The sequence below is a fragment of the Agromyces sp. NPDC057865 genome (assembly GCF_042796995.1).
In the GTDB taxonomy this organism is placed as follows: domain Bacteria; phylum Actinomycetota; class Actinomycetes; order Actinomycetales; family Microbacteriaceae; genus Agromyces.
Genome location: NZ_JBHVMJ010000003.1, coordinates 677,140 through 689,560 on the forward strand (window position 1 = coordinate 677,140; position 12,421 = coordinate 689,560).

At 72.2% G+C, this 12,421-nt stretch carries 9 protein-coding genes; 5 read left to right on the forward strand and 4 right to left on the reverse strand.

Annotated features, from left to right (window positions below; all coding sequences use genetic code 11):
• Position 1: 1 nt before the first annotated feature.
• Positions 2-1,294: an extracellular solute-binding protein gene (locus tag ACFVN5_RS16080; RefSeq protein ID WP_376956248.1), complete on the reverse strand. Its 1,293-nt coding sequence runs from the start codon at positions 1,292-1,294 to the stop codon at positions 2-4.
• Between the two features lie 145 nt (positions 1,295-1,439).
• On the opposite strand from ACFVN5_RS16080, the gene ACFVN5_RS16085 reads away from it, so the two are divergent.
• The 5 genes from ACFVN5_RS16085 (at position 1,440) to ACFVN5_RS16105 (ending at position 7,548) form a co-directional block, all read left to right on the forward strand.
• Positions 1,440-2,609 (forward strand): ROK family protein, encoded by a 1,170-nt coding sequence (locus ACFVN5_RS16085; protein WP_376956249.1) that lies wholly within the window; start codon positions 1,440-1,442, stop codon positions 2,607-2,609.
• A gap of 221 nt (positions 2,610-2,830) precedes the next feature.
• Positions 2,831-4,105: a multidrug effflux MFS transporter gene (locus tag ACFVN5_RS16090; RefSeq protein WP_376956250.1), complete on the forward strand. Its 1,275-nt coding sequence runs from the start codon at positions 2,831-2,833 to the stop codon at positions 4,103-4,105.
• 86 nt (positions 4,106-4,191) lie between these two features.
• Positions 4,192-5,022, forward strand: coding sequence for a phosphatase PAP2 family protein (locus ACFVN5_RS16095; RefSeq protein ID WP_376956251.1), 831 nt, complete (start codon positions 4,192-4,194; stop codon positions 5,020-5,022).
• Positions 5,023-5,160: 138 nt separating this feature from the next.
• Positions 5,161-6,672: an alpha-N-arabinofuranosidase gene (locus ACFVN5_RS16100; RefSeq protein ID WP_376956252.1), complete on the forward strand. Its 1,512-nt coding sequence runs from the start codon at positions 5,161-5,163 to the stop codon at positions 6,670-6,672.
• Between the two features lie 66 nt (positions 6,673-6,738).
• Positions 6,739-7,548, forward strand: a complete 810-nt coding sequence (locus ACFVN5_RS16105) for a hypothetical protein (protein WP_376956253.1) — start codon at positions 6,739-6,741, stop codon at positions 7,546-7,548.
• Between the two features lie 26 nt (positions 7,549-7,574).
• Here ACFVN5_RS16105 and xdhC read toward each other — a convergent pair whose 3' ends face one another.
• The 3 genes from xdhC to ACFVN5_RS16120 are packed head-to-tail and all read right to left on the reverse strand — an operon-like array spanning position 7,575 to position 12,381.
• The gene (xdhC, locus tag ACFVN5_RS16110) at positions 7,575-8,411 is read right to left on the reverse strand and encodes a xanthine dehydrogenase accessory protein XdhC (RefSeq protein WP_376956254.1); all 837 of its coding nucleotides are present in this window, start codon (positions 8,409-8,411) and stop codon (positions 7,575-7,577) included.
• 11 nt (positions 8,412-8,422) lie between these two features.
• Positions 8,423-10,909 (reverse strand): xanthine dehydrogenase molybdopterin binding subunit, encoded by a 2,487-nt coding sequence (gene xdhB, locus ACFVN5_RS16115; protein WP_376956255.1) that lies wholly within the window; start codon positions 10,907-10,909, stop codon positions 8,423-8,425.
• The gene (locus ACFVN5_RS16120; protein WP_376956256.1) at positions 10,906-12,381 is read right to left on the reverse strand and encodes a xanthine dehydrogenase small subunit; all 1,476 of its coding nucleotides are present in this window, start codon (positions 12,379-12,381) and stop codon (positions 10,906-10,908) included. Before ACFVN5_RS16120 ends, xdhB begins: the two co-directional genes overlap by 4 nt.
• Positions 12,382-12,421 lie beyond the last annotated feature (40 nt).

A 12,421-nucleotide genomic window follows, 5' to 3' on the forward strand; every position in this document is an offset into this window, starting at 1 on the left:
ACTACAGGGTCGCCGCCGCGTCCTGCATCGCCTTGACGATGTCCTCGGGGGTTCCGGCGCTGCCGAAGAGGTTGACGATGCCCTCGTTCATGGCGTTGCCGACGGTGGTGCCGAAGGCCGTGTCGAGCCAGAGCTGCACGAAGGATGCCTCGCCGAGGCCGACGGCCACGGCCTTGAGGTTCTCGTCCTCGAGCGAGTCGGTCGCCGCCGGCACGGTCGGGATGCCCGAGCCGCTGGCCGCGAAGCGCTTCTGCACGTCCTCGCTCAGGATGTAGGCGAGGAGGTCGGCGCACTCCGGGGGAGCGTCCTTCGAGCAGCCGAATCCGTCACCGCCGCCGAGCGCGGCCGTCGGGTCGCCGGCCGAGCCGGGGATGCCGGGGAAGGGGAACCAGCCGAGGAACTCCGGGACCTGCTGGTCGGCGGTCAGTCCGCCGATGGTGCCCGCGTTCCAGTGGCCCATGAGCTCCATCGAGGCCTGGCCGTTCGCGACGAGGCCCGCCGAGGAGCCCGCGCCCTGCTGTGCGGGCGTGCCGAGGAAGCCCTCCTGGAACGGGTCGACGCCGAGGAACTCCTCGAGCTGCGCGCCCGCGTCGACCCAGCAGTCGTCGCTGAAGTCGTACTCGGTCTCCGCCGCTTGCAGCGTCTCGGGCGAGCAGGAGTGCAGCGCGAACTGGTACCACCAGTGCGCGGCCGGCCACTTGTCACCGGCGCCCACCGCGATCGGGGTGAAGCCCGCGGCGCGGAGCTTCGCGACGTCGTCGACGAGCTCGTCCAGCGTGGTGGGCGGCGCGTCGATGCCCGCCTGGGCGAACTGCTCGGTGTTGTACCAGAAGCCCTCGATGCCGAACGTGAAGGGGACGCCGTACGTCTTGCCGTCGACCTGCCACGGGTTCACCGTAGCGCCGACGCTCGAGATCGTGTCGGGGATCGCGTCGTCGAGCGGCATCAGGTACCCGTTCTCGACCTGGTCGCGGAGCTCGCCGCCCGGCCACACCTGGAACAGGTCGGGCGCGTCGCCCGAGGCGAGGGCGTTCGGGATCAGCGTGCGCTGCAGCTCCTCGTTCTGGTAGCCGGTCTGCTCGACGGTGACGCCGGGGTGCGCCTCCTCGAACTCGTTCGCGACCTCCTCCCACACCGCGGGGAGCGGGCCGGACGTGGCGTTGTGCCACCACGTGAGGGTCACGCCGTCGCCGTCGCCGCCGTCGCCGGATGAGGGAGCGCATCCGGCAAGTGCGACGGCGGCGAGGCCGGCGCTGAGACCCAATGCGACGAGCCTCGTGCTGCGTCTGTTCATCGTTGAACCTCTCGAAAGTTTCGACTCCAACGTCGAAAGTGATCTGGACGCCCTGAATATACGTCATGAATCTATTTGGGGTCAACAGCAACAAATTCGGCGCGTCGGTGGGACCCCCGCAGCCACGCGCCCCTAGAGTGGTCGCGTGTCAGAGCGTGTCGGAACATTCGACGGCGTCCACCGTCGAAACCTCTCGAAACTCCTCGGGCTCGTGCACCTCGAGGGGCCGCTCTCACGGGCGCGTCTGACGGCCGCCACCGGGCTCAACCGATCGACGGTCGCCGCGCTCGCCGGGGAGCTCGTCGAGCTCGGCCTCGTCGAGGAGCGCGCGCCCGACCCCACGAACCGCGTCGGCCGCCCATCGCCCGTGATCGCGCCGCATCCGGGCGTCACCGCCGTCGCCGTCAACCCCGAGGTCGACGCCGTGACGATCGCCGCCGTCGGCCTCGACGGTCGCATCCCCGTGCGCGAGCGCATCGAGGTCGACCACCTCGTCAGTCCCGAGGAGACGGCCCGCCTGGTCGCGGAGGAGATCGGTCGCTGGCGGTCGGGCGTGCTGCGTCGCGCGCGCATCGTCGCGGTCGGCCTCGCGGTGCCGGGCCTCGTGCGCGCCTCCGACGGGCTCGTGCGCTTCGCGCCGCACCTCGAGTGGCGGGATGCCCCGCTCCGCACCCTCGTGGAGGAGGCCACGGGCCTGCCGACCGTCGTGGGCAACGACGCGAGCCTCGGCGCGATGGCCGAGCACCTCTTCGGCGCCGGACGCGGCGTCGACGACATCATCTACCTCAACGGCGGCGCCAGCGGCATCGGCGGCGGGCTCATCGTGCACGGCCTCGCCGTCGGCGGCGCCGGCGGCTACGCGGGCGAGTTCGGCCAGAACCGCCCGGGCATCGCGTCCGCCGACGACCGGCGCCGACCGGGCGGCGTGCTCGAGGACGAGGTCAGCCGGGCCCGCCTGCTCGAGGTCGCCGGCCTCGCCGCCGCGGACGAGCCGACGCTCGCGGCGGCGCTCGCGGCATCCGATTCGCCCGACGTCGCGGCCGAACTCGCGCGCCAGCGTCGCATCCTCTCGACCGCGCTCGCGAACGCCGTCAACGTGCTCAATCCCTCGCTGGTGGTGCTCGGCGGCTTCCTGGCCACGGTCGCCGGGAGCGACCCCGACGCGCTCGCCACCGCGGTGGCGGAGCAGGCCATGCCGGCGGCCGCCGAGGACCTCGACGTGCGCGTCGCCGCCCTCGGCGAGGACCGGCTCGCCATCGGCGCTGCGGAGCTCGCCTTCCAGGCCCTGCTCGAGGATCCGCTGCAGGTCGCCTGAGGTTGCCTGGCGGTCGAGCGCGGGGGATGAATCGTCTCATTTCTCCGACCTCCACTTGCGGAACCGGGGGGTGCCTCCGCTAGACTCGATGCCAGTCGAATCGATTCGAGACCACGATGGTCCCGATCGCCTCACGACGGCGACCCGCGGGTCGCCGTCGTTCCTGTTTCCCCGGCGTCCGAGGGCGTGCGCCGCCGCACTCGAGCACGCCCAGGATCCGCATGTCCGCAACCGCCTCCATCCCCATCATCCGGCCCGACGACTACTCGGCCACGACCCATCCCGGCGACCTCCTCACCCGCCGCCAGCGCCTCGTCTACGTGCTCGTCCTCGGCGCGCTCACGGCGCTGGGTCCGTTCACGGTCGACCTCTACCTGCCCGCCTTCCCGGTGCTGCAGGACGAGCTCGGCGTCTCGGCCGCCGCGGTGCAGCTCACGCTCACGGGCACCATGGTCGGCTTCGGCTTCGGCCAGCTCATCGTCGGCCCCTGGAGCGACAAGGTGGGTCGTCGCCTGCCGCTGATCCTCGCCACGGCGCTGCACATCGCGGCATCCGTCGGCGCGGCATTCGCGCCCGACATCGTCTGGCTCAGCGTGTTCCGCCTGCTGCAGGGCTTCGGCGCAGCCGCGGGCGGCGTGGTCGCCATGGCCATGGTGCGCGACCTGTTCGGCGGCAAGCCGCTCGTGCGCATGCTCTCGCGCCTCGCGCTCGTGAACGGCCTCGCGCCGGTGCTCGCGCCGGTCATCGGCTCGCAGCTGCTCGCGGTCATGGACTGGCGCGGCGTGTTCGTCGTGCTCGCGATCTACGGTGCCGTGGTCGTCGCCGCGGTCTCGTTCTTCATCGTCGAGACGCTGCCCGAGTCGCGTCGCCACGTGGCCGGCCGCTCGACGCTGCGGGACCGCTACGCGGCGCTGTTCCGCGACCGGGTCTACCTCGGCGCTGCGATCATCGGCGGCATGACGTTCACCGGACTGTTCGGCTACCTCTCGACGTCGTCGTTCCTGTTCCAGGAGGTCTACGCGTTCACGGCGCAGCAGTACGGCCTGCTGTTCGCGGTCAACTCGATCGGCATCATCATCGGCGTGCAGACGAGTTCCCGGCTCATGCGCGGGCCGGTGCAGCCGCAGTGGATCCTCGCGATCACCACGATCGTGCAGTTCTCGATGGCCGTGGCGATCATGGTGCTCGACTCGTCGGGGGCGGGCTTCTGGGGCACGGCGATCCCGCTGTGGATCTTCATCCTCTCGTGCGGCTTCGCGTTCCCCGCGGTGCAGGTGCTCGCGCTCGCGCACCACGGCGCCGAGGCCGGCACGGCCGCGTCGCTGCTGGGCGCGCTGAACTTCGGACTCGCCGGCCTGATCTCGCCGCTCATCGGCCTCATGGGCGTCGGGAGCGCCGTGCCGATGGCGTTCGTCATGCTGCTCGCGGCCGTCGTCGCGATCGTGGCGCTCTGGGCGCTCGTGCGTCCCAAGACGGTGCCCGCGCTCAGCGACTGAGCCGAGCGGATGCCGCGTGCCGAGCCTCACGTCAAGGGGGGCGGGTCGCGGCATCCGCTCGCACCGCCTGCGGCTAGCGTGGAGTGATGGAGCGACCGAACGACGACGCCGCCGATGCCGACGCCGACGCCGGTGCGCAGGACACCGCCGACTCGACGCGCGGGCTCGACCGGGATGCGCCGGGCGGCGCGGCCGGGCTGCTCCCGGCCCAGCGCGAGCGACGCGCTCGCACCCTCGGGCGACGCGCCGCGCTGACCAGCGGCGTCGCAGCGGTGCTCGCCGCGGTGCTGCTCGGCGCGGTCATCATGATCCGGCAGGGCGGCGTGCCGTTCGAGATCGACGAGGAGTGGGCCGAGGAGGTCCTCACGTTGCGCGGTCCGTTCGGCGACACCGTCGCGCTCTTCATGAACTGGCTCGGCGGCGGCATCGTGGGCGTCTTCCTCGTCCCCATCGGCGTCGCGATCGTGCTGCTCATCATGCGTCGTCCGTGGGGCGCGCTGTACTTCATCGTCGCGTCGGCAGCCAGCGCGGGGGTCGTGCAGCTGCTCAAGGAGTGGTTCGGGCGTGCGCGTCCCGAGGACATGCTCGTGACGTCCGACTTCGGCTCATTCCCGTCGGGGCATGTGGCGAACGCCGCGACCATCTCGGTGGCGATCGGGGTGATCGTGCCCATCCTCGGGGTCTGGATCGCCGGCGCCGCGTACACCGTGCTGATGGCGCTCACGCGCACCTACCTCGGCGCTCACTGGTTCACCGATACCGTGGGCGGCCTGCTCGTCGGCGCGGGCGTCGCGCTCGTGCTCTGGGCAGCCTTCGCGGTGCCGCTTGAGCGCGAGCGGCTCGCCTGGATCGCGCGGGTGTCCGAACGCAACGCCGCTCGGGCGCAGGCGCACATCACGCCACCGGAGCGGACGTGAGGATCCGGCGCGACTCCCCCCACGGGTCGGCTGACGCGAGAGCGAAGTATGCTCGGATAGCGTTTTCCAACGACTGCCGACGTCGCGCAGTCGCGGCATCCGACCCAACCCCTGCACCGCCCACAGAAAGCACCGAACATGCCCAGCGCACGCCTGACCATCGACCCGCACTTCACGATCGGGCGCGTCCAGCGCCGCCTCTTCGGCGGCTTCGTCGAGCACCTCGGTCGGCACGTCTACGACGGCATCCACGAACCCGGCCACGAGTCGGCCGACGCCGGCGGGTTCCGCAGCGACGTCGTCGAGCTCGTCAAGGAGCTCGGTGTCTCGACGATCCGCTACCCGGGCGGCAACTTCGTCTCGGGGTTCCGCTGGGAGGACTCGGTCGGCCCGCGCGAGCAGCGCCCGCGCCGGCTCGACCTCGCCTGGCACTCGACCGAGACGAATGAGATCGGCCTTCACGAGTTCTCCGACTGGCTCGAGCAGGTCGGCAGCGACCTCATGCTCACCGTGAACCTCGGCACCCGCGGCACGCTCGAGGCGATCGACCTGCTCGAGTACACGAACATCGCCGGTGGCACCATGCTCTCGGACCAGCGGATCGCGAACGGCCGGACCGATGCGTTCGGCGTAAAGATGTGGTGCCTCGGGAACGAGATGGACGGTCCGTGGCAGCTCGGCCACCGCTCGGCCGACGATTACGCCAAGCTCGCGTCTCGCACCGCGAAGGCCATGCGCCAGCTCGACCCCTCGCTGGAGCTCGTCGTCTGCGGCTCGTCGAGCGCGCACATGCCGACGTTCGGCGAGTGGGAGCGCGTGGTGCTGTCCCATACGTACGACGACGTCGACTACATCTCCTGCCACGCGTACTACGAGGAGAAGGACGGCGACCTCGGCTCGTTCCTCGCCTCGGCGGTCGACATGGACGGCTTCATCGACACGGTCGTCGCGACCGCCGATCACGTGAAGGCCGTCCGGGGCAGCGACAAGACCGTGAACATCTCGTTCGACGAGTGGAACGTCTGGTACCTCTCGCGCTGGGAGAACGTCGAGAAGATCGAGGGCCTCGACAACTGGCCCGTCGCGCCGCGGCTGCTCGAGGACGTCTACTCGGTCGCCGACGCGGTCGTGTTCGGCAACCTGCTGATCTCGCTCATCCGCCACGCCGACCGCGTGACGAGCGCCTCGCTCGCGCAGCTCGTGAACGTCATCGCGCCGATCATGACCGAGCCCGGCGGCCCGGCGTGGCGCCAGACCACGTTCTTCCCGTTCTCGATCACCTCGCGACTCGCGCAGGGCGACGCCCTCGAGCTGAAGCTCGACGCGCCCACCTACGAGACGGCGCAGTACGGCGTGGTCCCGCTCGTCGACGCGGTGGCGACCCACGAGGCGGAGAGCGGCAGGTCGGCTGTCTTCCTCGTGAACCGCAGCCAGGACGAGGCCGTGACCCTCACAGTGGACGTCGCCTCGCTGGGCGACGTGTCGGTGCTCGAGTCCCACACCCTCGCCGACGACGACGTGTACGCGAAGAACACGCTCGAGGACCGCGAGCGGGTGGCGCCGCGCGCGAACGACAGCGTGCGCATCGAGGGTGGCGAGCTCACGATCACGCTGCCGCCCGTGTCCTGGACGGCGCTCTCGCTCGGCTGACCCCCTTCCCCCTCCGGTGCGCGCGGAGCATGCTGGTGCTACCGGCGCCATCGGAGGGACGGGACCATGGCGGTCGACACGCGCGATCGGGTGCGGCGACGCCGCACCACGGTCGTCGCTGTGTTCGCGGCCATCGCGATCGCCGCGGCGGTCGTGATCCTGGCGGTCGGCGGTCGTGTCGGGGCATCCGCGGGCCTGCGATCAGGCAGTGCAGCGGATACCCCGGTCGGCGCGGCCGCGGACCGCGGACCGGTCGAGCTCATCGACTCGTGGGCCGGGCTGCACCAGGGCTGGGTCATGGTCTACGCCGACGGCCGCGTGCTCCGATACGCGGACGCGGGCTCGACGCTGTACGGCGAGCAGACCCGCGACCTGCTCCTCGAGCGGCGACTCTCGGCCGACGGTCTCGCGCGCGTGCGGGCGGGCGACGTCTCGGCGGCGGACTTCGGTGTCGTCCTGCCGGCGTTGATGCCCGACGACGTGTGGGCCGACGCGGGGTTCCGGCCCTACGTGCCGTCGGCCTACGCCGTCTGCGCGTGGCACGGCGGCGATGGCCCGCGCGGCTGGATGAACGTCGCGGGCGTGCTCGACGACCTGCCGGGCGCCATGCAGTCGATCCTGCGCGGCACCGAGCACCAGTACTCGGGCTACGCGTTCGAGACGTTCCAGGTGCCCGACGAGCTGCTCGGTCCGGTCGCATGCTTCGGCGTATCGCCGCAGGCCGCCGCGGTGGTCGTCGGCATGAGCGAGCGCCCGTCCGACCGCTACCGCTCGGAGGGGGACCTCCTGACGTTCACGTCCCGCCACGGCGAGCCGATCACCCTGGTCATCCTGCCCGTGATGCCGCAGGGGCAGTTCGTGATCTGGGGCGGGTAACGCCGCGGCATCCGATCGCGGGTGCCCTACGAGGCCGACGACGGCACGGCCGCCGCCTCGACCTGCTGCAGCACGCGCGCCGCGACGCTCACCGCGATCGCGGCCGGCTCCTTCGACCGGATGCCCTCGATGCCGATCGGCGTCGACACGCGCGCGAGGTCGTCGTCGCCGAACCCGGCCTCGCGCAGCTGCGTCGTGAACCTCGCCCACTTCGAGCGCGAGCCGATGAGCCCGATCGAGCCGAGCCCCGGGGTGCGCAGGGCGGACTCCACGATCGCGAGGTCCTCGACGTGGTCGTGCGTCATCACGAGCACGTGCGCGCCGGGCGGCAGCTCGGCGAGGGCGGACTCCGGCACCGGCAGGTGGTGCACCCGCACGGTCGCGACGGCGTCGGCGAGCACGCCCGTCGAGCCGGGATCCCCGAGCCGCTCGGCCGAGAGCATCTCGGCGCGCGAGTCGACGAGGTCGAGCTCGATCCGCTGCCGGGCGAGGATGCGGGCCAGCTCCAGCCCGACGTGGCCCATGCCGAGGATCGCGACCGCCGGCACGACCGGCACGGGTTCCAGCAGCATGGTGACCTCTCCTCCGCAGCACTGCACGCCGTACTCGGTCGTCGCCTTGTCGCTCAGCGTCAGCGTCAGCAGCTCGGGTTCGGCGGCGCCCTCCTCGAGCAGCTCCCGGGCCCGCCTGACGGCCGTCGCCTCGAGGTTCCCGCCGCCGACCGTGCCGTACATCGCGTCGGGCGCGACGATCATCTTCGCGCCGCCGTTGCGGGGTGCATGTCCGCGCACCATCGCGAGGGTCACGATGACCGCGGGTCGACGGGCGGCGCGCAGGTGCTGGAGCGCGTCCACCCAGTCCACGGCCGCCCGCCTCAGGAGTCCGACGACAGGAAGCGGCTCCTGACGGCGGCGCCGACGGATGCCGCGGCGTCCGTTCGCGTCGCGGCATCCGTTCGCGTCGCGGCATCCGTCGACTCGGACCGGCGCTCGGCACCGGGCTCGTCGCCGGCTTCCGCACCCGACCCGCTCGAGGCCGCCGCCTGCGCCGCCAGGATCGCTCGGTATGTCGTCTCCGCGGTCGACGGGGCGCCGAGGTCGATCGAGCAATGCGCCGGGCCGAACGCCGCGACCGCCTCCCGGATCGCCTCGCGCACGCTGAACGCGAGCATGAGCGGCGGCTCGCCCACGGCCTTCGACCCGTAGACCACGCCGTCCTCGGCGGCATCCTCGAGCAGGCGGACGTTGAACTCCTCGGGCATCTCCGAGAAGCTCGGCAGCTTGTAGGTGCTCGCGGACTGCGTGAGCAGCCGACCGCGGCCGGGACCGTCGCTCTCGTCCCAGCGCAGCTCCTCGAGGGTCAGCCAGCCGGCGCCCTGCACGAACGCGCCCTCGACCTGACCGAGGTCGATGAGCGGCGAGAGCGAGTCGCCGACGTCGTGCAGGATGTCGACCCGCAGCATCCGCGAGGCGCCCGTGAACCCGTCGACCTCGACCTCGGTCGCGGCGGCCCCGTAGGCGAAGTACTTGAACGGCTCGCCCTGCATGCGCTCGGTGTCCCAGTGCAGGCCCGCCGTGCGGTAGAAGCCCGCCGCCCACAGCTGCACGCGCTGGTGGTAGGCGGCCTCCACGATCTCGGTGAAGGTGAACGAGGGTCCGGATGCTCCGAGCCCCGAGACCCGGCCGTCGCCGAATCGCACATCGCGGGCGTCGACCCCGAGCATGCGCCCGGCGACCGCGGCGAGGCGCTCGCGGATCTGCTCGCACGCGTGCTTCACCGCGCCGCCGTTGAGGTCGGCGCCCGAGGACGCCGCCGTGGCCGACGTGTTCGGCACCTTGTCGGTGCGCGTCGGCGCGAGGCGCACGGACTCGAGTCGCACGCCGAGGGCCGTGGCCGCGACCTGCAGCATCTTCGTGTGCAGGCCCTGGCCCATCTCGGTGCCGCCGTGGTTCACGAGCACCGAGCCGTCCTTGTACACATGCACGAGGGCGCCGGCCTGGTTGTAGGCCGTGAGGGTGAACGAGATGCCGAACTTCACGGGCGTCATCGCGACGGCGCGCTTCACGTCCTCGTGCTCGGCGTTGAACGTCGCGATGCGCGTGCGACGCGCGTCGAAGTCGCTCGACGTGCGCAGGTCGTCCCAGATCGCGCGCAGGCGCTCGGCGTGGCGCACGGGCTGGCCGTACGGCGTCGTCTGGTCGGCCACGTAGAGGTTGCGCTCGCGCAGCGTCGCGGCGTCCAGGCCGAGCAGCGGCGCGACCCGTCCGAGGATGTCCTCGATGACGAACATGCCCTGCGGCCCGCCGAAGCCGCGGAACGCGGTCTGCGAGGTCTTGTTCGTCTTGGCGACGCGCCCCTGTGCCACGAAGTGCGGGATCCAGTACGCGTTGTCGACGTGGCAGAGGGCGCGGCCGAGCACGGGCTCCGAGAGGTCGAGGCTCCACCCGCCGTCCGCGGTGAGCGTCGTCGCGAGCGCGATGATGCGGCCGTCGTCGTCGAAGCCGGCCGTCCACGTCGCGTGGAACGGATGCCGCTTGCCGGTCATCGTGAGGTCCTGCGTGCGGTTGAGGCGCAGGCGCACCGGCCGCCCCGTGAGCGTCGCGCCGAGCGCCGCGACCGCGGCGAGTCCGTGCGGCTGCATCTCCTTGCCGCCGAAGCCGCCGCCCATGCGCAGGCACTCCACCGTGACCCGGTTCGACGGCAGCCCGAGCACGTGCGCCACGATCTCCTGCGTCTCCGACGGATGCTGCGTGCTCGACTCGATGAACACCTGCCCCTCGGAGTCGATGCGGGCGAGCGCGGCGTGGGTCTCGAGGTAGAAGTGCTCCTGGCCGCCGACGACGCTGACGCCCTCGAACACGTGGGGGGCGGTCGCGAGGGCACCCTCGGGGTCGCCGCGACGGATGGTGCGCGGGATCCCCTGGAACGAGTCCGCGTCGATCGCGTCCTGGATCGTGACGAGCGACGGCAGCGGCTCGTACTCCACGCGCACCGCGTCGGCGCCCGCGCGGGCGGAGTCCGCGTCCTCCGCGAGCACCCACGCGAGCGCGTGCCCGTGGTACATCGCCTCGCTCGGGAAGAGCGGTTCGTCGTGCTTCACGCCCGCGTCGTTCACGCCGGGCACGTCGTCGGCGGTGAGCACCCGCACGACGCCGGGCACGTCGAGCGCCGGAGCCACGTCGAGGGTCACGAGCGCGTGGGTGTGCGCGGACTGCACCGGCCACGCGGTGAGCACGTGGGCGGTCGAGGGCGCGAGGTCGTCGGTGTACACGGCGGCGCCCGTGGCGTGCTGCACGGCGCTCTCGTGCGGGGTGGCCTTCCCGACCACGGGGTCGCGCGGCCGGGATGCGAGGTCGGTCATGCGGGCACCCCCTCGGCGAGCGGCGTCTCGCGGTGCAGCTTCAGCAGGGCGGTGCCGAGCATCAGCGAGCGGTACTCGGCGCTCGCACGGTGGTCCGACATCGGCGTGCCCTCGGTCGCGAGCACGGATGCCGCGTCGCGCACGGTCTCGCGGTCCCACGGCCGTCCGGTGAGGGCGGCCTCGGTCGCGCGGGCGCGGATCGGCGTCGCCGCCACGCCACCGAGCCCGATGCGCGCCGAGGCGACGACGCCGTCGTCGAGGTCGATCGCGAATGCGACGGCCACGCTCGAGATGTCGTCGAAGCGCCGCTTCGAGATCTTGTGGAAGGACCCGAGGCCGGCGAGCGGGAGCGGGATGCGCACCGACCGGATGAGCTCGTCGAGACGGCGAGCGGTGGTGCGGTACCCCGTGAAGAAATCGGCGAGGTCGATCTCGCGCTCGCCGTCGGCCGAGACGAGCACGACGCGCGCCTCGAGCGCGAGCAGTGCGGGCGACGTGTCGCCGATCGGGGACGCCGTGCCGAGGTTGCCGCCGATCGTGGCCCGGTTGCGGATGAGCGGGGACGCGAAGCGGGGGAACAGCTCGTCGAGCAGCGGGATCCGGCCGTCGAGGCGGTGCTGCACCTCGGAGAGCGACAGCGCGGCGCCGAGCTCGATGCTCGCGTCGCCGACCTCGAACGTGCGGAGCTCGGCCAGGCGCTCGATCGCGATGGTGAGCGGCGCGCGACGCCCGCGCAGGTTCACGTCGACGCCCCAGTCGGTCGTGCCGGCGGCGACCACCACGTCGGACTCGTCGCGGAGCAGTCCGAGCGCCTCGTCGAGCGAGTCCGGACGCACGAACCGCTCGCCGTCGTCGCCGAGGCGCGTGGCGACCGCCGCGGGAGCGGGCCGGTCGCGCCGCTCGGCGAGCGGGTCGCCCGACTCGGGATCTCCAAGCGCGAAGGCCGCGTCGCGGATCGGCCGGTATCCGGTGCAGCGGCACAGGTTGCCCGCCAGCGCGTGCAGGTCGAAGCCGTTGGGACCGTGGTGCGCGTCGGCGCGTCCCTCGACGGTGTCGGCCGCGTCCGCGGCATCCGCCTCGCCGACCCGGCGACCGCGGCGGTAGAACTCGCCCGCCATGCTGCACGCGAAGCCGGGCGTGCAGTAGCCGCACTGGGAGCCGCCCGCCTCGGCGAGCCGCTCCTGCACCTCGTGCGGCTGCTCGGGCGTCCCGAGGCCCTCGGCCGTGACGACCTCCTGCCCGTCGAGCGCGGCCGCGGGCACGAGGCACGCGTTCACGGCCGTCCATTCGGTGCCGCCGTCGTCTCGCGGCGTGGCGAGCAGGACGGCGCAGGCGCCGCACTCGCCCTCGGCGCAGCCCTCCTTGGCACCCGTGAGGCCGATGCCGCGCAGCCAGTCGAGCGCGGAGGTGTGCGCGGACACGCCGACCATCGGACGCTGCCGCCCGTTGACCGTCACGCCGATGTGATCCATGGTCGTCTCCTCGGTTTCGGAGTCTACGCCGCCGGGTTCC